The sequence below is a fragment of the Fundidesulfovibrio sp. YSD1 genome, assembly GCF_055397115.1.
This window is the reverse complement of the sequence record NZ_AP043666.1, coordinates 502,501-521,889: the sequence shown is the minus strand read 5'-3', so window position 1 is coordinate 521,889 and position 19,389 is coordinate 502,501. Positions and strand designations below refer to the sequence as shown.

Below are 19,389 nucleotides of genomic sequence, written 5' to 3'. Positions count from 1 at the left end.
TCCATGAAACCCGCGCTGGTGATGCAGCTGGCCCGCTTCGGGGACCTCATCCAGTCCAAGCGCCTCATCGTGGGGCTCGCCGCCTCGGGCAGGCCCGTGCACCTGCTGGTGGACGCCTCCCTGGAGCGGCTCGCGCGCATCGTCTACCCGGGCGTCGCGGTGCACACCGTGAACGCCCACTCCAGGCCGGACCCGGCCGCGCTGCTCGCCGGCCTGGAGGGCCTCGCCACGGCCGGTTTCCACCGCGTCTACAACCTCAATTTTTCCGGGATGAACCTGGCCGTGGCCGGGCTTTTCGACCCGGCCGTCGTGCGCGGGCACAGCCTGGACAAGGGCCAGGCCCTGCGCGACCCGTGGGCGGCCACGGCCTTCCGCTGGACCAGGCGCAGGCGGCTCGGCGCGCTCAACCTGGCCGACTTCTGGGCCGGGTTCGCCCTGCCCATGGCGGACCCCGCCTCGGTCAACCCCGAGGCCGCGCCCAAGGGCGGGGGGCTCGGCGTGGCCATGGCCGGGCGAAGCGCCAGGCGCTCGCTTCCGCCGGACGTGCTGGCCGGGGTGGTCCAGGCACTGCTGCCGACGCTCGGCACGCCCAGGATCTACCTGCTGGGCACCGCCGCCGAGCGCCCGGCCGCGCGCGAACTCACCGCGCTCCTGCCCGCAAGGGTGGGGGCCATGGCGACCGACCTCACAGGGCGCACGGACTGGGCCGAACTCGCCGACACCGTGGCCGGGCTGGACCGCGTGCTCACCCCGGACACCGGGGTCATGCACCTGGCCGCGCATCTGGGCGTGCCCGTGACAGCTACGTTCCTCTCTTCGGCCTGGTGCCACGAGACCGGCCCCTACGGCCTGGGGCACACGGTCTGGCAGGCGGTGCACGAGTGCGCCCCGTGCCTGGAATCCGCGCCCTGCCCGTGCGGGCTGGCCTGCCTGGAGCCCTTCCGCTCTCGCGAATTCCTGCGCCTGGCGGCCGGGGCGGGCAGGGGCGATCCGCCGCCCGGGCTCACGGGCTACCGCACGGGGTTCGACGATCTGGGCGTGGTCTGCGCCCCCTTCGCGGGCCAGGACCCGATCCTGGGCGAGCGAATGCGCGTGCGCGGCTTCATCGCCAGGCGCCTCGGCGTGGAAGCCGGGCATGCGCGGCCCCCAGCGCCGGACCTGGCCGAGGCCCTCGTGGAGGACCCGGACTTCATGCTCGAAAAACCTCAAGCACTACTTGAAATCCTATGAACCGTCCCCTGCGCGTGCTCGTGGTCTTGCCGCTCTACGGCGGCTCCCTGCCCATCGGCCGCTACTGCGCCCGCGCCCTGGCCTCGCTCGGGCACGCGGTGGAGACCTTCGAGGCCCCGTCGTTCTACGGCGCGTTCACGGCGCTGAAGGAACTCAAGGTCACAACCGAGCGCCTCGACCACCTGGAGCACGCCCTCTTGCAGGTGGTCTCCCAGGGCGTGCTGGCCAAGGCCGAGACCTGGAAGCCGGACCTGGTGCTGGCCATGGCCCAGGCCCCGCTGACGCGCCAGGCGCTCAAGCGGCTGCGTCAGTCGGGCGTGCCCACGGCCATGTGGTTCGTGGAGGACTTCAGGCTCTTCACCTACTGGGAGGCCTACGCCGCCCACTACGACGCCTTCGCCGTGATCCAGAAGGAGCCCTTTCTGGAGAAGCTGGCCCAGGCGGGCCAGCACAACGCCCTGTACCTGCCCCTGGCGGCCGACCCGGAGTTCCACCGGCCCCTCGAGCTCACGCCGGTGGAAAAACACCAGTGGGGGGCCAACGTGGCCTTTCTGGGCGCGGGCTACCCCAACAGGCGCGCGGCCTTCAGGCAGCTCATGGAGTTCGGGCTCAAGATCTGGGGCTCGGACTGGGAGGGCGACGAGCTGCTCGCGCCCCTGGTGCAGCGGGGAGGGGAGCGCATCGCGCCCGAGGACGCGGTGAAGATCTTCAACGCCACCGCCGTGAACGTGAACCTGCATTCCAGCGTCTCGGCCGCGGAGCTTGTGCCGGAGGGGGATTTCGTGAACCCGCGCACCTTCGAGCTGGCAATGTGCGGGGCGTTCCAGCTGGTGGACCGCAGGGAGCTTCTGGGCGAGTTGTTCGCCGAGGGCGAGCTGGCCACCTTCACGGACATGCAGGGGCTCAAGGAGAGCGTCCGGCGTTTCCTGGCCGGGCCCGGGGAGCGCGCGGCCTTCGCGGAGCGGGCGCGCGAGAGGGCGCTCAGGGACCACACCTACCAGGCGCGCATGAAGGTGCTTCTCGCGTTCCTGGAGGAGCGCCTGCCCGGCTGGCCTGCCCCGCGCGAGGACGAAGGGGCGCTGGCCGCGCTGCCGGAAGAGTACCGCGCCCAGGCGCGCACGCTTCTCTCGGGGCTTGGCCTGAGCGAGGACGCGCCCTTCGACGATCTGGTCTGGGCCGTGCGCTCGCGCGCGGGCAGGCTCACGCCGCTTGAGACCGCGATCCTCTTCCTGGACGAGTGGCGCAAGCAGTACGGGGTGAAGAAGTAAGCTGCGGCGCCTGAAGTCCTTCAAAGCCGGAAAAAGAAAAGGGGGCCTAGGCCCCCTTCGAGATTCGGTCGCGGCGCGAACCCTTCCTAAAGTCCCAGCGAGGCCAGCAGGTCGTCCACGGAGGCCTGGCTGGTGCCCACCTGGGGGCCCTTGAGCTCGCTGACCTTCTGCTCGGTCTCCTTCTGGATCTGCTCCAGGTCCTTGTCCGGGGCCTCCTCGTGGGCTTTCAGCTTGAGCCCGGTGGACAGGTACAGGTCCAGGACGATGGTCTCCACCTTCTTGATGGCCCCGATGATGCGCTTGATGCGCTGGCCGGTGAGGTCCTGGAAGGAGAGGGTGGTCATGATGGTCATCAGGTCGGCGTTCAGGTCGTCGCTCATCTGGCGCAGGTCGTGCAACTGCTCCTTGGTCACGCCGCCGGACTTGAGGCTGTGCAGGATCTGGTTGGACTTGGCCTGCATCTCCATGTGCTTCTCGACGATGTCCATGATCTCGCCGGTGGCCTGCTCGGTGGTGGTCAGGATCTTGTCGAGCTGGTCGGCGGCCTCGCTGAAGAGCTGGTCGGCGCGCTTTTTCTCGCGGGTGATCTCCTGGCCGCCTTCTTCCTGGCGGGCGCTGGAGAGTTCCTTGTAGATGGACTGGAGGCCACCGCGCATGTCCTCGGAGATGCGCTTGTAGAATTCGCTCTGCAGAAGCGAGCGCGTGAGCGACCTGGAGAGCTCCTTCTCCACCGCCTGGGTGATGGCGGACTTCAGGTTGTCCACCATCTCGTCCATGTAGCGGTCGATAACCTCTTCCATCATGGTCTCGGGTTTTCTGTCGCTCACAGGGGCTACTCCCACTTCTTTACGCGCAATTCGTCGCGCTGGGTTTGGAACACGAACTGCACGATGGACTCAAGGTCCCTGTCGCGGATGCGCAGGAAATCCACGGCCCAGACCGCGCGGCCGTCCACGTTCTCCTCGCGGATCACGCGCCCGATGGCCCCGGCCATGCGCACGGGCAGCTGCGTGAGCGTGATCACCAACTCCACCACCTGGCCTTCGGAGACCCGGCAGGGGGTGGTCATCTTCACGCCCGCGCCGGAAATGTCCAGCACGTCGATCTGGCAGGGGAAGTCGCCCTGGAGGCTGTCCTGGGTGTGGATGCCGATGAGCATGTCCAGCTTGCGGTCCATGGCGGTCAGGGCGTTGATCAGCGCCTCGTTGACGCCCGCGCCCTTGAGCTCCATGGCGGTCACCGCCGTGCTGACGATGGGGGCCTCCCGGAAGAGCTGGGGCTCCTTCTCGGAAGAAAGCAGGCGCATCCGGCCACGCAGGTTGGTGGGGATGCGCAGGTAGGTTCTTTGCTCCTCGCCCATGAACGCCTCCGGGGATGCTAGAGGATCCCGTTCTCGAGCTGCGTCTCCATGGCCTTGACCGGGCAGACCTTCACGCACAGGCCGCAGGCCACGCACTTCTCGGAGTCGAAGCGCACCCGCCAGGTGGCGCGGTCGATCTCCAGGGCGCGCGGGCGGCACAGGGCGGTGCACACGCCGCAGTGCATGCAGAGGTCTTCGTCCTTGCGCACCTTCTGGGCCACGGGGGTCAGCTTGACGCCGTGCTCCTTCAGGTACTCCATGCCGTCGGCCACGGCCTGCTCCAGGCCGGTGATCTCCAGGACCATCTCGCCCACCTCGCGGGGGTTGATCTGGGCCTTGAGAATGTTGAAGCACAGGTCGAACAGCTTGATGATGTTGCAGACCACCGGCTTGCCGGAGGTGTCCGGCGGAAAGCTCAGGTGGACGATCTTGCGGACTTCGTTCATTGCGGTCGCGTTCCTTAGATGAGGCTCTTGGCCCGGCGCGCCTCGGCCGAGTCAGGGAATTTCTTGATCAGGTCCTGGAACATCAGGCGCGCGGCGTCCTTTTTGTTCAGCTTCTGGAAGGCCATGCCCATCTTGAGCATGGCCGAGGGGGTCTTGTTGCTCTTGGGGAACTTCTCGACCACGTTGTTGTAGTTGAGCACGGCCTGACCCCAGTCGCCCTTCTGGAAGTAGGCCTCGCCCACCCAGAAGTAGGCGTTGGGGGCCAGGTTGTGCTTGGGGTAGCTCTTGGCCACGTCGCCCCAGAGGCCGATGGCCTTGTCGTACTCCTTGGCCTGGAAGGCCTGCATGCCCTTGGCGTAGATGGCCTCGGCCGGGTCGGTGTTGGACGCGGCGGGCACGTCCGTCTTGGCCTGGGGCTGCGGCTGCTGGGCCTGGGGCTGCTGCGCGCCCGGGGACGGCGGCATGGAGGCCTGGCGGGCCTGCTCGTCGCCGCCGGGCTCCGAGGGGTTCTGCTGCTGGCCGGGCTGCTGGCCGTCCACCTCGACGCCGAGCTGGGAGCCCATCTGCTTGAGGTTGCCCTCGAGCTTCTGGATGCGCTTGGAGAGCTCGGGCATGGTGGTGGCCCCCCCGGTGCCGTCGCCGGCGGAGAGGGTGCGCAGCTGGAGGTTGATGTCCTCGACCTCGGCGCTCAGGCGCTGCACCTGGGACTTCAGCCCGTCCACCTCGGCTAGCAGGTTGGCCTGGGCCTGGGCCTGCGGGTCGATGGGCTTGCCCTTCACGGGGGCGTCGGAGCTCGTTCCGGCGCAGCCGGAGAGGAAAATGATCGCGGCGAAGGCCGCAAGGCGGGTCTTCATGACGGTTTCGTACCTCTTTTCCTTCCGAAGAAGATGTAGGCCAGGCCGCCCACCACGGGCACGAACACGGCCAGGCAGAGCCAGACCATCTTTTCCTGGATGGTCGGGAATTCGCGGTAGAAGGCGTGCCCGATGGCCCAGAAGTTGATGAACACGGGCAGCGCGAGCACGAGGAAGAACCAGAGGGGATAGCCCCCGATGGTGGCGGTCAGCGTCATAGGTGCGTCCTTTGCTATCTCCGGGCGGCCTGTTTGGCAAGGCCGGCGGGCGTTTTCAGTCCTTGCGCCGGCCGCGCGCGTAGAACGAGAAGATGAGCGCCAGCGACCCGCAGGTGATGGCGATGTCCGCCACGTTGAAGGCCGGCCAGTGGTAGGAACCGACGGCGAAGTCCAGAAAGTCCACCACCTCGCCCAGGCGCAGCCTGTCGGCCACGTTGCCCAAGGCTCCGCCCAGGATGGCACCCAGGGCCCAGACGAAGAGCCTGCCCTCGTTCTCGGCCTTGGAGAGCAGGTTGAAGATGATGAGCACGGCGAAGGCCGCGGCCGCGATGAAGAAGTAGACCTGCCAGTCGGTGTCGCGGTCGTTCATGAAGCCGAAGGCCGCGCCCTTGTTCAGGGTGTGCACGAGGTTGAAGAACCCCGGGACGATCTCCACGGACGTGTAGAGCTTCAGGTGCGCCTGCACCAGCAGCTTGGTGATCTGGTCCAGGGCGAGCACGGCCAGGGCCAGGCTTCCGGCGAGTTTGTACTGGGGCTTCACTGGGTGTTTTCCTCCGGCGTCTCCGGCTGCACTCATTTATGCAAGCTGGCGGGGAAGTCAATCGCCGCGTGGCGTTCAAATGTCTTGCGGCTGGGGGATAAGTTGCGTAAACCCACGCCGGGGCGAAAGCCCGATTTGACATTTCACGCATGTTTCGTCACTCGAGACGATCCGCAACCCTAACCCCGCCCAAGTCATGCCCAAACGCACGGACCTCAAGAAAATCCTGATCATAGGCTCGGGCCCCATCGTCATCGGCCAGGCCTGCGAATTCGACTACTCCGGCTCCCAGGCCGCCAAGGCCCTCAAGGAAGAGGGTTACGAGGTGGTGCTGGTCAATTCCAACCCCGCGACCATCATGACCGATCCGGGGCTGGCGGACCGCACCTACGTGGAGCCCATCGACCCCGACATCGTCGCCAAGATCATCGAGCGAGAACGCCCGGACGCGCTCCTGCCCACCCTGGGCGGCCAGACCGGCCTGAACACGGCCGTGGCCCTGGCCGAATCCGGCGTGCTCGACAAGTTCGACGTGGAACTCATCGGCGCGAACCTGGCCGTGATCAAGAAGGCCGAGAGCCGCGAGGAGTTCAAGGCCGCCATGGGCAAGATCGGCTTGGCCGTGCCCAAGTCCGGCATCTGCCGGAACATGGACGACGTGCGCCACTGGGGACGCCAGATCCCCTTCCCGATCATCGTCCGCCCGGCCTTCACCCTGGGCGGCTCGGGCGGCGGCGTGGCCTACAACATGGAAGACCTGGAGAAGATCGCCGCGCGCGGCCTCTCGCTCTCCATGAAATCTGAAGTGATGCTTGAACAGTCGGTGCTGGGCTGGAAGGAGTTCGAGCTGGAGGTGATGCGCGACGTCAACGACAACTGCGTGATCATCTGCTCCATCGAGAACATCGACCCCATGGGCGTGCACACGGGCGATTCCATCACCGTGGCCCCGGCCCAGACCCTCACCGACGACGAATACCAGGTCATGCGCGACGCAGCCCTGGCCATCATGCGCGAGATCGGCGTGGAGACCGGCGGGTCCAACGTGCAGTTCGCGGTGAACCCGGAGAACGGCGAGCTCATCGTCATCGAGATGAACCCGCGCGTGTCTCGCTCCTCGGCGCTGGCCTCCAAGGCCACGGGCTTCCCCATCGCCAAGATCGCGGCCAAGCTCGCCGTGGGCTACACCCTGGACGAGATCCCCAACGACATCACGCGCGAGACCATGGCCTCCTTCGAGCCGACCATCGACTACACCGTGGTCAAGATCCCGCGCTTCACCTTCGAGAAGTTCCCCGGAGCCGAGGACTACCTGACCACGGCCATGAAGAGCGTGGGCGAGGCCATGAGCATCGGCCGCACCTTCAAGGAGGCCCTGCAGAAAGGCTTGCGCTCGCTGGAGATCGGCATGCCCGGCCTCTCCAAGGAGTACGACAAGTGCTCCTGGGACCGCGACGCCATCCTGGCCTCCCTGCGCAAGCCCAACTCCCGCAGGCTCTTCGACGTGCGCTCGGCCATCCTCTGCGGCATGACCGAGGCCGAGATCTTCGAGGCCACCAAGATCGACCCCTGGTTTTTGCGCCAGATCAAAAGCATCGTGGACATGGAAGCCAAGCTGCACGCGTTCGCCCTGCACGAAACCGTGAGCGCCTCCAACCCCAAGATGCGCGAGGCCATGCTCGAGGCCAAGGAGTACGGCTTCTCCGACCGCCAGCTGGCCGCGCTCTGGAAGAAGTCCGAGCTCGACATCCGGGGCATCCGCGAAAAGCTCGGCGTCAAGCCCACCTACTATCTGGTGGACACCTGCGCCGCCGAGTTCGAGGCCTACACCCCCTATTTCTACTCCACCTACGAGACCGGCTCGGAGATCACCCCCTCGGACAAGCGCAAGGTGGTGATCCTGGGCGGCGGGCCCAACCGCATCGGCCAGGGCATCGAGTTCGACTACTGCTGCGTGCACGCCTCCTACGCGTTGCGCGAGCTGGGCATCGAGTCCATCATGGTCAACTCCAACCCCGAGACCGTCTCCACCGACTACGACACGTCCGACAAGCTCTACTTCGAGCCCCTGACCTTCGAGGACGTGCTGAACATCATCGAGCACGAGAAGCCCGAGGGCGTCATCGTCCAGTTCGGCGGCCAGACCCCGCTGAACCTGGCCGTGCCGCTCATGCGCGCGGGCGTGCCCATCCTCGGCACCTCGCCCGACTCCATCGACCGCGCCGAGGACCGCGAACGCTTCCAGGCCCTGCTCAACAAGCTGGGCCTCAGGCAGCCGCCCAACGGCACGGCCATGTCGGTCGAAGAGGCCAAGAAGATCGCCCGCGAGATCACCTACCCCGTGGTGGTGCGCCCCTCCTACGTGCTGGGCGGCCGGGCCATGGAAGTGGTCTACGACGACGACGGCCTGGACGCCTACTTCAAGAAGGCCGCCGTGGTCTCCCCCGAGCACCCCATCCTCATCGACAAGTTCCTGGAGAACGCCACCGAGGTGGACGTGGACGCGCTCTCCGACGGCGAGGACACCTACGTGGCCGGGATCATGGAGCACATCGAGGAGGCGGGCATCCACTCCGGCGACTCCGCCTGCGTGCTGCCGCCGCACACCCTCTCCGCCGAGGTCGTGGCCGAGATCGAGCGCCAGACCAAGGCCCTGGCCGTGGAGCTCGGCGTGGTCGGGCTCATGAACATCCAGTTCGCGCTCAAAGACGGCGTGGTCTACATCCTGGAGGTCAACCCCCGGGCCTCGCGCACCTCGCCCTTCGTGTCCAAGTCCACGGGCGTGCCCCTGGCCAAGCTGGCCACCAAGGTGATGATGGGCATGAAGCTCTCCGAGCTCGACCCCTGGAGCCAGCGCAAGGGCGGCTACATCTCCGTGAAGGAGTCGGTGTTCCCGTTCAACCGCTTCCCCGGCGTGGACGTGCTGCTCGGACCCGAGATGCGCTCCACCGGCGAGGTCATGGGCGTGGACATGAACTTCGGCCTGGCCTTCATGAAGAGCCAACTGGCCGCCGGGCAGCGCCTGCCGCTCTCGGGCACCGTGTTCATCTCCGTCAACGACCGCGACAAGCAGGCCATCCTGCCCGCGGCGAAGATGTTCGAGGAGCTGGGCTTCAGGATCGTGGCCACGGGCGGCACCTGCGCCTACCTGAACGACAGCGGGGTCAAGGCCGAGAAGGTGCTCAAGGTCTACGAGGGCAGGCCCAACGCGGCGGACATGGTCATCAACGGCGAGATCCAGCTGATGGTCAACACCGTCTCCGGCAAGAAGACCGTGCAGGACTCCTCGCAGCTCCGGCAGACCACGCTCCTCTACGGCGTGCCCTACACCACCACGGTGGCCGGGGCCAAGGCCATGGCCCAGGCCATCAAGGAGCTCACGGGCACCGGGCTCGGGGTCAAGAGCCTCCAGGAGCATTACGCGTAAACACGATCCGGCCGGGTCCGCGCCAGCGGGCCCGGCCGGTCTTCCTTTGAACGACGATTGGCCGCGCCGCATCGAAGCCCGCAGGGCTCCGGGCGGCGCGGCGCGGTTGACAGACCCGGCGGGCGGCTTATCTCAGGGCTTTCCGGCGGAAGGCGGCGGGTAGCGACATGAAGAAAGAGTATTGCGGACTGTTCGGCATCTACGGCCACCCCGAGGCCGCGCGCATGACCTATTTCGGGCTCTACGCCCTGCAGCACCGGGGCCAGGAGTCGGCGGGCATCGTCACCTGGGACGGCGACACCATCCGCGAGCAGAAAGGCATGGGCCTCGTGGCGGACGTGTTCAGCGAACGCCACCTGGGCAAGGAGCTCAAGGGCAACATCGCCGTGGGCCACATCCGCTACTCCACCACCGGGGCCTCGCTTTTGCGCAACGCCCAGCCCTTCCTGGTGCGCTTCGGCGACTGGCGCCTGGCCATCGCCCACAACGGCAACCTGGTGAACACCATGGAGCTGCGCCAGGAGCTGGAAGCCTCGGGCTCCATCTTCCAGACCACCATCGACTCCGAAGTCTTCGTGCACCTCATCGCCAAGCACCTGAACGGCGGCACCATCGAGGAGGCCGTGATCAAGGCCTGCCAGAAGGTGAAGGGCTCGTACTCGCTCTTGATCCTGGCCAACGACAAGATGATCGCCCTGCGCGACCCGCACGGCATCCGCCCGCTCTCCCTGGGCCGCCTGGACGACACCTACGTGGTCTCCTCCGAGACCTGCGCCTTCGACCTCATCGAGGCCGAACACCTGAGGCCCATCGAGCCCGGCGAGATGCTGGTGATCAAGGACAAGTGCCTGACCTCCATGCGCATATGCGAGCCCAAGCCCGTGCGCCGCTGCATCTTCGAGCTGGTCTACTTCGCCCGGCCCGACTCCCTGGTCTTCGGCGAGGTGGTCTACACCCGGCGCAAGACCATGGGCCAGATCCTGGCACAGGAAGCGCCTGTGGACGCCGACTTCGTCATGCCCTTCCCGGATTCGGGCGTGTACGCGGCCGTGGGCTACGCCCAGCAGTCCGGCCTGCCCTTCGAGGTGGCCATGATCCGCAACCACTACGTGGGCCGCACCTTCATCCAGCCCTCGCAGAACATGCGCGACTTCTCCGTGCGCGTGAAGCTCAACCCGGTGCGCTCCATGATTAAAAACAAGCGCATCATCATCGTCGAGGACTCCATCGTGCGCGGCACCACCATCCGCACGCGCATCAAGAAGCTGCGCGAGCTTGGCGCGCGCGAGATCCACATGCGCGTGAGCTGCCCGCCCATCAAGTTCCCCTGCTTCTACGGCATCGACTTCTCCTCCAAGGGCGAACTCATCGCGGCCAACAACTCCGTGGGAGACATCGCGCGCTACATCGGGCTGGACAGCCTGCACTACCTCTCCGTGGACGGCCTGCTGAGAGCCGTGGGCGCCGACCCCGTGGACCCCAAGTACTGCCTGGCCTGCTTCGACGGGGACTACGTCATCCCTCCCTGCGCCGAGGGAAGCAAGAACTGCCTGGACGAATCCAACGCGCTGACATGGTAGGTGACTAGAGATGTTCGGTGCAATGAAGGACATGGCCGTCTCCTCGGCCATCACCAGCAAGCTCGCCCCCCTTTTCGAGGACTACTGCCACTCGTTCAAGCTGAGCCTGAACACGTCCTCCAAGACCATGACCCTGGAAGCCCTGCCCAAGGGCGAGGCCGCGCCCGTGCAGCTCGAGATCATCGGCTACAGCCTGCTGCTCGAAGAGGGCAGGGCCGTGCTGGCCTTCGAGCGCCTGCGCGCCAGCCGCGTCTGGCTGGGGGCGCTGATCCTGGGTTTGCTGCCCGGCAACCGCCTGGTGCTGCCGGAAGACACCCCCTACGAACTGCTCAGGCAGTACGTGTAGGAAAGAGCGGGGCTCCGCCCCGGACCTCGCGAGGGCGCTGCCCTGCACCCGCTGGGGGCGGATGCCTGCCCCCAGACCCCGGCGATGGCTTCGCGGGCGTCACCGGGGAGCCCGGACAGGGGCGCGGGGAGCAAGCCGCCGCAAGCGGCGAGGGGTTAAATTTCAAGCAATTCGAATGCCCCGTGATCCGCGCGAAAGCGCGGATCACGGGGCATTCGATTATTTCAAGTGGGCGGTGATGCCCGCGAAGCTATCGCCGGGTGCAGGGGGAGGCACTCCCCCTGCCGGGAGAGTCTGGAGAGGGCGGCGCCCTCTCCAGTTCCTGGATCAGCCTTTCTTCGCTCCGGCCTTCTTCCCGGCGGCCACCTTGGCTTCCAGTTCCGCGATGCGCGCCTTGAGCGCCTCCACGTCCTCGGCCTTGGCCAGGCCCACGCGCGAGAGCAGTTCGGCCAGTTCGTCCTCGCCCGCCTGCCTGAGGCTCTCCGCGCCCGCCCCCACGTTGGCGGAGAGCTTTTCGAGCAGCGTGGCCAGTTGCGTGCGCAGCTCCTGCGCGGGCATGTCGTTCACCTTCACTGGCGCGTCCAGGGCGTTCATGATCTCGTCCTTGAGCAGGAGCCCGGCCCCGAGCCCGGTGTAGAATCCTTTCTTCAGCGCGTCCTTCATGGCGTATCCTCCTGTTCCAGGCGGCCTTTTCAGGTGCTCCTGAACATCTTGAAGGTCAGGTACAGGCCGAGCAGGCCGGACACGGCGAACCCGGCGAGGCCCATCACGGGCATTCCCCAGAAGTGCGGGCCCAGGTCGGAAAGATACACCACCGACGAGCCTATGGCCAGCGCCGCCGTGACCAGCGCGCCACCCAGGCGGTTGCCGATCTGGCGCAGGTCCTTGGGGAAGGGGCCGTAGTCGTGCTGGCGCAGCTCGATGGCCAGGTCGCCGGAGTCGGCCTTGCGCAGGATGTTCGATATCTGCACCGGAATCCGGCCCACGGCGCGCAGGACCTCCTCGGCCTCGCCCAGGATGCTCCCGTCCGCCAGGCCAGGGAGCAGGCCGCGCTTGGCGTAGCCCTCGGCCAGGGTGGCGATGTTCTCCATGGCGTTCACTTCCGGGGCAAGGGACCTGCCCGCCGATTCCGTGGCCAGGAGTGCCCGGGCGATGAGGATGAAGTCCGGGCGCAGGTGCACGCCGTACTCGTGGCAGAGCGTGGTTACCTCCAGCATGAAGCGGCCGAAGGAGGCGTCGCGGAAGGGCGCGCGGGCCTTCTGCATGGCGAAGGTCAGGTCGCGCTCGAAGCTCATGGCGTCAACGTCCGGGCGGTAGCTGGCGGCCATCTCCAGGATGTGGCGCACGCCCTTGGCCGCGTCGGACTTGCCCATGGCGATGAGGAAGTTGACGATGTCCGAGCGCATGGCCGGGGTGAGCCGCCCGCACATGCCGAAATCCAGGTAGCAGAGCCTGCACCCTTCCACCACGCGCAGGTTGCCCAGGTGCGGGTCCGCGTGGAAGAAGCCTTCCTCCAGTATCTGGCGCACCACGGCCTTGAAGCCGGCCTTGGCCAGCTCCTCGCGCCGGAAGGCGGGGCAGGAGCACTGGTCCAGGCGTTCGCCCTCGATGAAGTCCATCACCAGCACGTCCTCGCGCAAAAGCTCGGCGTGCACGCCCGGGGCGAAGATGTCCGGGTCCTCGGCGAAGATCTGGTTGAAGACGTGCATGTTCACGGCTTCGTTGGTGAAGTCGAGCTCCCGGGTGACGTCCTTGCGCAGGGTGCGCACGATCTCGCGCGGGCGCGAGCGGCGTGTGGAGGGGAAGCGCTCTTCGATCTGGGCGGCGAAGAACTCCATGATGTCCAGGTCAGCCATGATCGTGTCCACCACGCCCGGCAGGCGCACCTTCACGGCCACGACCTTGCCGCTCAGGAGCACGGCCCGGTGCACCTGGGAGATGGAGGCCGTGGCCACTGGCTTGCGGTCGATGGAGGTGAACAGCTCGTTCAGCGGGCGGCCGTAGGCCTCGTACAGGGTCTTCTCGATGGCCTGGTAAGGCGTGGGCGGGACGTTCTCCTGGAGCTTGCGCAGCTCCTCTGAGAGCCCGGTGGGGATCATGTCCGGGCGCATGGAGAGGATCTGGCCGATCTTGATGGCCGTGGGACCGAGTTCCTCGATGACGCGGCGCAGCTTGACCCACAGGGGCAGCCCCGAGGCCTCGTCAGGGAGCTTGCGGCGAAGGAAGGGCCTGCGCTTGAAGCCCAGGCGCTCCATGATCTCGCCGAACCCGTGCTTTACCAGCACGCCCACGATCTGCGCGAAGCGGTTGGCCGAAGCCAGCGGCGTGTAACGGATGAAGTCTGATACGTTCATGCTACCTGGCTGATAGCGTAGAATTTCAGGGGGAACAAGCGGGGAAGGGGGGATGAGCTACTTGCCCGCGTCGCGGGCGGGGTCCCGGCCCATGGCCTGCTCGGCGAGCCCGAGCACCATCCGGAAGGGCACGCGCTCGAAGAGCCCGAAGGCCTCGTGCTCCTTGAGGCGCGTGGTGGCTGGCGAGGCCAGGCCGCAGAGGAACTTGGCGAGCCTCCTCGGCGTCGAGAGTTGCACCAGGCCTTCGGATAAAAGCGCGTCGAGCTTCTTGAGCGAGCGTTCCCTGGGTTTTCTCGGCTGGAACGGATGGGGCGCGCAGGGCTCCGCCCCCAGGCAGGGGCCGCAGTGCCCACACGGGCCGGACTCCTCCCCGAAGTAGGCCAGGAGCCGCCTGGTCAGGCAGTGCGGGTCGGAGGCGAGCGTAAGCATCTGGCGGATGCGCTCCAGGTCGCGCCCTTCGCGCTCCAGGAACCTGGCCATCAGCTCTCGGGCCAGTTCGCCCAGGTCTCCGGGCCTGCGCGTCACCACGTAGCGCTGCCGGGTGCCGCTGGCCTTCAGCTCGATGTCGCCCTTGCCCGCCAGGTATTCGAGCGCGGCCACGATGCGCTCGCGCGGCTCGCCTGTCTCCACGGCGGCGTCCTCCACGTCCAGGGCGAAATTAACGCTCCCGCGCTTCTTGCGGCACCTGGAGAGCACCTTCTTCAGAAACGCCCGGCGCGCCTCGTCGAAGGGCGCGAGCATCTCGGCCGAGGGCTTGTTGGGCGTGAGCGTGTAGCTGGTGTAGATATGCCCGAGCGCCCGCAGGTAGCCGTCCAGCTCCAGGTAGGTCAGCAGCGTTCGCACCACCAGCTCGCGGATATCGTGCCTGCCCGCCAGCGCCGGGGGCGAGAGCAGCAGGTGCTCCTCCCCGCCGAACACCTCACCCAGGATCGACTCCAGGGACTCGCGGTCGGGCGTGTCGCCCAGCACGAAGTTCTCCAGCACCAGGGTGTCCCGCAGGCACACGAACATCTCGCAGACGGACTTTTGGCCGTCGCGCCCGGCGCGCCCGACCTCCTGGGCGTAGCTCTCCACACCCTTGGGCAGGTTGTAGTGGTAGATGGCCCGGATGTCGGGCTTGTCCACGCCCATGCCGAAGGCGATGGTGGCCACGATGACGAGCCTGTCCGAGGCCATGAAGGCGTCCTGCACGGCGGCGCGCTCATCGGCCCCCATGCCCGCGTGGTAGGCCATGGCCGCGACGCCGTGCTCCGTCAGCCACGCGGCCACGGTTTCGGCGGTCTTCTGCAGGGTGACGTAGACGATGGCCGGGCCTGCCGGGCGCGATTTCAGCCGCTCGAGCAGAAGCGCCTTCTTGCCGCCGGGCTTGGACGGCGTGGCCCGAAGCTCCAGGTTGGGGCGGTAGAATCCTGTGTGGACGATGTCCTCCGGGGCGACGGAAAAGGTCCGGGCGATGTCCAGGGCGGTCTCGCGGTCGGCCGTGGCGGTGAGCGCGAGCACGCGGGGGATGGAGAGCTCCCGGGCGGTGCGCGCGATCTTCAGGTACTCTGGCCGGAAGTTGTGGCCCCACTGGCTGATGCAGTGGGCCTCGTCCACGGCCAGGAGCGACACCCGCGCGCGGCGCGCCGCGCCGAGGAAGCGCTCGTTGGCCAGGCGTTCGGGCGAGATGTAGAGGAGCTTCAGCCTGCCTTCGCGGAAGGCGTTCAGCACTTCCCGGGCCTCTTGCGCGTCCAGGCTGGAGTCGTAGCGTTCGGCCGCGACGCCCCGGGCTTTCAGGAAGTCGATCTGGTCCTTCATGAGCGCGATGAGCGGGGAGATGACCAGCGTGACGCCCTCCAGGGCCAGGGCCGGAAGCTGGTAGCACAGACTTTTGCCGCCGCCCGTGGGGAAGATGGCCAGCACGCTCTTGCCGTCGAGCAGCCGCCCGATGGCATCGGCCTGGCCCGGCTTCAGCGACGCGAAGCCGAAGACGTCTCGCAACAGGCTTGCAACGGCCGGGGCAGGGGAGGGTGATGCTGTCATTCCCGGTCGCCCTGAGATGTTCGCCAATGAAACCCGCGAAGCGAAAGGGGATTCCAAAGGGACCTCGTCCCTTTGGCCGCCGGAGGCTTCTCCCCGTCCTGCCCTACACTTCGCCCAGATCCCGCCCCAGGGCCTTCTCGATCCGCGCCCTGACGGCCTTGGCGCGGTTCTCGCCGCGCGTCAGGCTCTCCAGGCGCTTGGGGTCGTTCTTCCAGGTCTCGCGCCAGATGCTGTAGCGTTCCTCGATGGTCACGCGGTTGGTGCGGCGATAGCTCTTGTCCGCGATGTAGACCACCTCGGCCTCGCGCACGGGCTCGGCAGGGTCCGGGGTGAGCCCGCCCAGGCGGGTGTGCACTTCCACCACGGCGGCCACCTCGGGGTAGCCCAGCGCACGCAGGAGCTCTCCGCCCGCGTGGTCGTGGGCGGGGCGCCCCTTGAGGATGTCGTGTAGGATGGCGGAGGCCTCCACCAGGGCCAGGTCCAGCGCGGAGCCGTTCGAGTTGCGGTTGATGCCCAGGGCGATGGTGCAGGCCAGGTCGGCCACGGCCAGGGAGTGGGCGATCCGTTCGGGCTTCTCGCCCTGATATTGCTGGAGCAGGGCCAGGGCCTGCTCGCGGGTGGGTATGTGCATGTCGGCGGGTTTTCCTTGTGTCGAATGGCCAAGGCGCTGCTAGGTGAGCAGCGCCTTGGCGAAATCTTCCCCGGAGAAGGGCCTGAGGTCTTCCATTTTCTCCCCCAGGCCCACGAAGGTGATGGGGATGGAGTGCTCCAGCGCGATGCCCACCACCACGCCGCCCTTGGCCGTGCCGTCGAGCTTGGTGAGCACGATCTCGTCCACGCCCACGGCCTCGTGGAAGAGCTTGGTCTGGGAGAGGGCGTTCTGGCCGGTGGTGGCGTCCACCACAAGGATGGTGCGGTGCGGCGCGCCCTCGTGCTTCTTGCCCAGCACGCGTTCGATCTTCTTGAGTTCTTCCATGAGGTTGGTCTTGGTGTGCAGGCGTCCGGCGGTGTCCAGGAGCATCAGGTCGTAGCCGCCCTCCAGGCAGCGGTCCATGGCCTCGAAGGCCACGGCGGCCGGGTCGGAGCCCTCGCCCTTGCTGAAGAAGCCCGCGTCCACGCGCTTGGCCCAGATCTGAAGCTGCTCGATGGCTGCCGCGCGGAAGGTGTCGCCCGCGGCGATGAGCACCTTGCGGCCCTGCATCTGGGCGCGGTAGGCCAGCTTGGCGATGGTGGTGGTCTTGCCCACGCCGTTGACGCCGACGATCATCACCACCTCGGGCGGGTTCACGGCCTTGATGGTCTTGGGGGTGCGGAAGATCTGGGCCAGCTCCTCGCGCAGGATGTCCTTGAAGCCCGAAGGGTCGCTCACCCCGGCCTTGCGCGCGCGGTTCTTGAGTTGGGAAAGGAGCTTGCCCGCGGGCTCGAAGCCCACGTCGGCCATGATCAGTATCTCCTCCAGTTCCTCCCAGAAGTCGTCGTCCATCTTCGCGTGGGAGGTGAGCAGGCCGTCGATGCGCGCCGCGATCTGCTCGCGGGTTTTGGCCAGGCCTTCGGAGAGCTTGAGGAAGAGCCTGGAGCGTTCGTCCTCCTCGTCCTCCAGCTCCAGCGCCAGGGCCAGGCGGTACTGGAGCTCGGAGCGGAACTCCTCCACCTCTTCGTAGCCCATGTTGGCCAGCCACTTCTCGAAGTCGGCCACGAAGCCGTCGGCCTCGTCCGCCGGGGCCTCCAGGCAGGTGAAAAGGAAGCGCAGGCGCTGCCAGAGCTCGGGGCCGGGCTTGTCCACGCCCGTGAGGATGATGCCGAGCCACACCGAGAGCTTGGGTTCGGCCTGGCGCAGGGAGAGCGTCAGCTCCTTCTGCCAGTCCTCGGCGGCCAGGTGGGCGGTAGGGGCGGGGGCTTCGGCGGACGGAGCGGCCGCTTCGGGCGTCGCGCCTGCCTCGGCCTCGGGCTCACCGGACGCCTCCCCGGCCGCTTCCGGCTCGGGCTGGGCCTCGGCGGCTTCCGGGGTGCCGGCCTCGGGGGCCTCTTCGGTCTTCTTGGAGCCGCCCAGCCAGGACGTGAGCTTGGAGAAAAATCCCATTTCGATTCCTTATGCGCTGTGTAGGACTCCCGGCGGCCGGGGCCGGAGGGGGAGCGTGGTCGGGAGCCGCCCGGCGCGATTGGGTTCGCCGGGCGCGGGGGCGTCATGCGCCGCCGCAGGCTTCCTATCCTACAGTTGCCCACGAGACAAGGCTTGCCCCTCCATTGGCCCCTGCGTTATCGGGCTCTGCATGAAACGCACGAAAATCGCCACCCTGCTCGCGGCCGACGGGCCCATCGGGCAGGTTCTCGTCAAGGGCTGGGTGCGCACGCGCCGCGACTCTAAGGATTTCTCCTTCCTGGAGATCAACGACGGCTCCTGCCTCGCCAACATCCAGGCCGTGGTGGACTCCTCCGCCAAGGGCTTCGACATCATCAAGGACATCGGCACCGGCGCGTCCGTGGCCATCGCCGGGGCGCTGATCGCCTCGCCGGGCAAGGGCCAGGCCTGGGAGATCAGGGCCGAATCCGTGGAACTCATCGGCACGGCCGACCAGGAGACCTTCCCGCTCCAGAAGAAGCGCCACTCGGACGAATTCCTGCGCTCCATCGCCCACCTGCGTCCGCGCACCAACAAGTTCGGGGCCATGTTCCGCATCCGCTCGGAGCTCTCCCTGGCCATCCACAGGTTCTTCCAGGAGCGCGGCTTCTTCCACCTGCACTCGCCCATCATCACCGGCTCCGACTGCGAGGGCGCGGGCGAGATGCTGCGCGTGACCTCCCTGCACCCGGGCCAGCCCCTGGGCGAGGAGGGCGTCAAGACGGACTTCTTCGGCAAGGAGGCCTTCTTGACCGTCTCCGGCCAGCTTTCGGCCGAACCCTTCGCCCTGGCGCTCGGCGACGTGTACACCTTCGGCCCCACCTTCCGCGCCGAGCCCTCCGATACCGCGCGCCACGCCGCCGAGTTCTGGATGGTCGAGCCCGAGATGGCCTTCGCGGACTTAAGCGACGACATGGACCTGGCCGAGGACATCATCAAGTACTGCATCCGCGCCGTCATGGATCGCAGGCCCGGCGACCTGGAGCTCTTCGCCAAATGGGTGGACAACACCCTGGAGGCCACCCTGCGCAAGGTGCTGGACGAGCCCTTCGAACGCATTCCCTATAAGGAAGCGGTGGAAATCCTCAAGAAGGCCCCCAAGAAGTTCGAGTATGAGGCCGCCTTCGGCAAGGACATCCAGACCGAGCACGAGCGCTACCTGGCCGAGGAGCACTTCAAGAAGCCCGTCATCGTCTACGACTACCCCAAGGATATCAAGGCCTTCTACATGCGCCAGAACGAAGACGGCGTCACCGTGGGGGCCATGGACGTGCTCGTGCCGCGCATCGGCGAGATCGTGGGCGGCAGCGCCCGCGAGGAGCGCCTGGACAGGCTGGAGGCGCGTATCAAGGAGCTGGGGCTCGATATGTCCTGCTACCAGTGGTACCTGGACACACGCCGCTTCGGCACGGCCCCGCACGCAGGCTTCGGCCTGGGCTTCGAGCGGCTGGTCATGCTCCTCACCGGCGTGACCAACATCCGCGACGTCATCGCTTTTCCAAGGACGTACAAGCATTTGGAGTTTTAGGAGTAGAAGAGAAGACCGGGCGCTGCCCGGGCCCGGCAGGGCTCTGCCCTGCACCCGCTGGGGGCAGATGCCTGCCCCCAGACCCCGGCGCTTAGC

At 67.1% G+C, this 19,389-nt stretch carries 17 protein-coding genes; 6 read left to right on the top strand and 11 right to left on the bottom strand.

The genetic code is table 11. The annotated features are described in order from the left end of the window. The first annotated feature begins 3 nt into the window (after positions 1-3). Positions 4-1,230: a glycosyltransferase family 9 protein gene (locus tag ACZ5V4_RS02510; RefSeq protein ID WP_464316600.1), complete on the top strand. Its 1,227-nt coding sequence runs from the start codon at positions 4-6 to the stop codon at positions 1,228-1,230. Continuing rightward, entirely contained in the window at positions 1,227-2,498 is a 1,272-nt protein-coding gene (locus tag ACZ5V4_RS02505) for a CgeB family protein (protein WP_464316599.1), read from the top strand. The genes ACZ5V4_RS02510 and ACZ5V4_RS02505 overlap by 4 nt, the downstream gene beginning before the upstream one ends. Before the next feature lie 86 nt (positions 2,499-2,584). Here the strand turns inward: ACZ5V4_RS02505 and ACZ5V4_RS02500 are convergent, their stop codons facing one another. Genes ACZ5V4_RS02500 through lspA form a run of 6 tightly spaced genes read right to left on the bottom strand, consistent with a single transcriptional unit; the run spans position 2,585 to position 5,917 of the window. Then, positions 2,585-3,325 carry a protein phosphatase CheZ gene (locus ACZ5V4_RS02500; RefSeq protein WP_464316598.1) on the bottom strand — a complete coding sequence of 247 codons (741 nt, stop codon included), beginning with the start codon at positions 3,323-3,325 and terminating at the stop codon, positions 2,585-2,587. Positions 3,326-3,330: 5 nt separating this feature from the next. Next, entirely contained in the window at positions 3,331-3,858 is a 528-nt protein-coding gene (locus ACZ5V4_RS02495; RefSeq protein ID WP_464316597.1) for a PilZ domain-containing protein, read from the bottom strand. 17 nt (positions 3,859-3,875) lie between these two features. Then, complete coding sequence (locus ACZ5V4_RS02490) at positions 3,876-4,304, bottom strand: NIL domain-containing protein (RefSeq protein WP_464316596.1); 429 nt, start codon at positions 4,302-4,304, stop codon at positions 3,876-3,878. 14 nt (positions 4,305-4,318) lie between these two features. After that, the gene (gene ybgF, locus ACZ5V4_RS02485; protein WP_464316595.1) at positions 4,319-5,158 is read right to left on the bottom strand and encodes a tol-pal system protein YbgF; all 840 of its coding nucleotides are present in this window, start codon (positions 5,156-5,158) and stop codon (positions 4,319-4,321) included. Then, a complete protein-coding gene (locus tag ACZ5V4_RS02480) occupies positions 5,155-5,376 on the bottom strand; it encodes a PLDc N-terminal domain-containing protein (protein WP_464316594.1) in 222 nt (73 codons plus the stop codon). The genes ybgF and ACZ5V4_RS02480 overlap by 4 nt, the downstream gene beginning before the upstream one ends. A 55-nt stretch (positions 5,377-5,431) precedes the next feature. Beyond that, positions 5,432-5,917: a signal peptidase II gene (gene lspA, locus ACZ5V4_RS02475; protein ID WP_464316593.1), complete on the bottom strand. Its 486-nt coding sequence runs from the start codon at positions 5,915-5,917 to the stop codon at positions 5,432-5,434. Positions 5,918-6,113: 196 nt separating this feature from the next. Here lspA and carB point away from each other — a divergent pair, with 196 nt between their 5' ends. From carB to ACZ5V4_RS02460, 3 genes are all read left to right on the top strand, one after another. After that, a complete protein-coding gene (gene carB, locus ACZ5V4_RS02470) occupies positions 6,114-9,344 on the top strand; it encodes a carbamoyl-phosphate synthase large subunit (protein ID WP_464316592.1) in 3,231 nt (1,076 codons plus the stop codon). A 167-nt stretch (positions 9,345-9,511) separates the two neighbouring features. Then, on the top strand, positions 9,512-10,924 hold the full coding sequence (gene purF / locus ACZ5V4_RS02465) for an amidophosphoribosyltransferase (RefSeq protein ID WP_464316591.1): 1,413 nt from the start codon (positions 9,512-9,514) through the stop codon (positions 10,922-10,924). 10 nt (positions 10,925-10,934) lie between these two features. Next, entirely contained in the window at positions 10,935-11,270 is a 336-nt protein-coding gene (locus tag ACZ5V4_RS02460; RefSeq protein ID WP_464316590.1) for a hypothetical protein, read from the top strand. Between the two features lie 327 nt (positions 11,271-11,597). Here ACZ5V4_RS02460 and ACZ5V4_RS02455 read toward each other — a convergent pair whose 3' ends face one another. From ACZ5V4_RS02455 to ftsY, 5 genes are all read right to left on the bottom strand, one after another. After that, entirely contained in the window at positions 11,598-11,933 is a 336-nt protein-coding gene (locus ACZ5V4_RS02455) for a phasin family protein (RefSeq protein ID WP_464316589.1), read from the bottom strand. A gap of 29 nt (positions 11,934-11,962) precedes the next feature. Further along, positions 11,963-13,624, bottom strand: coding sequence for an ABC1 kinase family protein (locus ACZ5V4_RS02450; protein WP_464316588.1), 1,662 nt, complete (start codon positions 13,622-13,624; stop codon positions 11,963-11,965). A 57-nt stretch (positions 13,625-13,681) separates the two neighbouring features. Next, on the bottom strand, positions 13,682-15,646 hold the full coding sequence (locus ACZ5V4_RS02445; RefSeq protein WP_464316587.1) for a RecQ family ATP-dependent DNA helicase: 1,965 nt from the start codon (positions 15,644-15,646) through the stop codon (positions 13,682-13,684). Between the two features lie 103 nt (positions 15,647-15,749). Continuing rightward, positions 15,750-16,277: an HD domain-containing protein gene (locus ACZ5V4_RS02440; RefSeq protein ID WP_464316586.1), complete on the bottom strand. Its 528-nt coding sequence runs from the start codon at positions 16,275-16,277 to the stop codon at positions 15,750-15,752. 39 nt (positions 16,278-16,316) lie between these two features. Continuing rightward, a complete protein-coding gene (gene ftsY / locus ACZ5V4_RS02435) occupies positions 16,317-17,726 on the bottom strand; it encodes a signal recognition particle-docking protein FtsY (protein ID WP_464316585.1) in 1,410 nt (469 codons plus the stop codon). A gap of 190 nt (positions 17,727-17,916) precedes the next feature. Between ftsY and asnS the strand changes: the two genes are divergently transcribed. Continuing rightward, positions 17,917-19,293 (top strand): asparagine--tRNA ligase, encoded by a 1,377-nt coding sequence (gene asnS, locus ACZ5V4_RS02430; protein WP_464316584.1) that lies wholly within the window; start codon positions 17,917-17,919, stop codon positions 19,291-19,293. Positions 19,294-19,389 lie beyond the last annotated feature (96 nt).

What these genes read in the sequence shown, in the direction of transcription:
- ACZ5V4_RS02510 (WP_464316600.1), top strand. Translation starts at nt 4, where the DNA reads ATGAAACCCGCGCTGGTGATGCAGCTGGCCCGCTTCGGGGACCTCATC.
- ACZ5V4_RS02505 (WP_464316599.1), top strand. Translation starts at nt 1,227, where the DNA reads ATGAACCGTCCCCTGCGCGTGCTCGTGGTCTTGCCGCTCTACGGCGGC.
- ACZ5V4_RS02495 (WP_464316597.1), bottom strand. Translation starts at nt 3,858, where the DNA reads ATGGGCGAGGAGCAAAGAACCTACCTGCGCATCCCCACCAACCTGCGT.
- ACZ5V4_RS02490 (WP_464316596.1), bottom strand. Translation starts at nt 4,304, where the DNA reads ATGAACGAAGTCCGCAAGATCGTCCACCTGAGCTTTCCGCCGGACACC.
- ybgF (WP_464316595.1), bottom strand. Translation starts at nt 5,158, where the DNA reads ATGAAGACCCGCCTTGCGGCCTTCGCCGCGATCATTTTCCTCTCCGGC.
- ACZ5V4_RS02480 (WP_464316594.1), bottom strand. Translation starts at nt 5,376, where the DNA reads ATGACGCTGACCGCCACCATCGGGGGCTATCCCCTCTGGTTCTTCCTC.
- carB (WP_464316592.1), top strand. Translation starts at nt 6,114, where the DNA reads ATGCCCAAACGCACGGACCTCAAGAAAATCCTGATCATAGGCTCGGGC.
- purF (WP_464316591.1), top strand. Translation starts at nt 9,512, where the DNA reads ATGAAGAAAGAGTATTGCGGACTGTTCGGCATCTACGGCCACCCCGAG.
- ACZ5V4_RS02460 (WP_464316590.1), top strand. Translation starts at nt 10,935, where the DNA reads ATGTTCGGTGCAATGAAGGACATGGCCGTCTCCTCGGCCATCACCAGC.
- ACZ5V4_RS02455 (WP_464316589.1), bottom strand. Translation starts at nt 11,933, where the DNA reads ATGAAGGACGCGCTGAAGAAAGGATTCTACACCGGGCTCGGGGCCGGG.
- ACZ5V4_RS02450 (WP_464316588.1), bottom strand. Translation starts at nt 13,624, where the DNA reads ATGAACGTATCAGACTTCATCCGTTACACGCCGCTGGCTTCGGCCAAC.
- ACZ5V4_RS02445 (WP_464316587.1), bottom strand. Translation starts at nt 15,646, where the DNA reads ATGACAGCATCACCCTCCCCTGCCCCGGCCGTTGCAAGCCTGTTGCGA.
- ACZ5V4_RS02440 (WP_464316586.1), bottom strand. Translation starts at nt 16,277, where the DNA reads ATGCACATACCCACCCGCGAGCAGGCCCTGGCCCTGCTCCAGCAATAT.
- ftsY (WP_464316585.1), bottom strand. Translation starts at nt 17,726, where the DNA reads ATGGGATTTTTCTCCAAGCTCACGTCCTGGCTGGGCGGCTCCAAGAAG.
- asnS (WP_464316584.1), top strand. Translation starts at nt 17,917, where the DNA reads ATGAAACGCACGAAAATCGCCACCCTGCTCGCGGCCGACGGGCCCATC.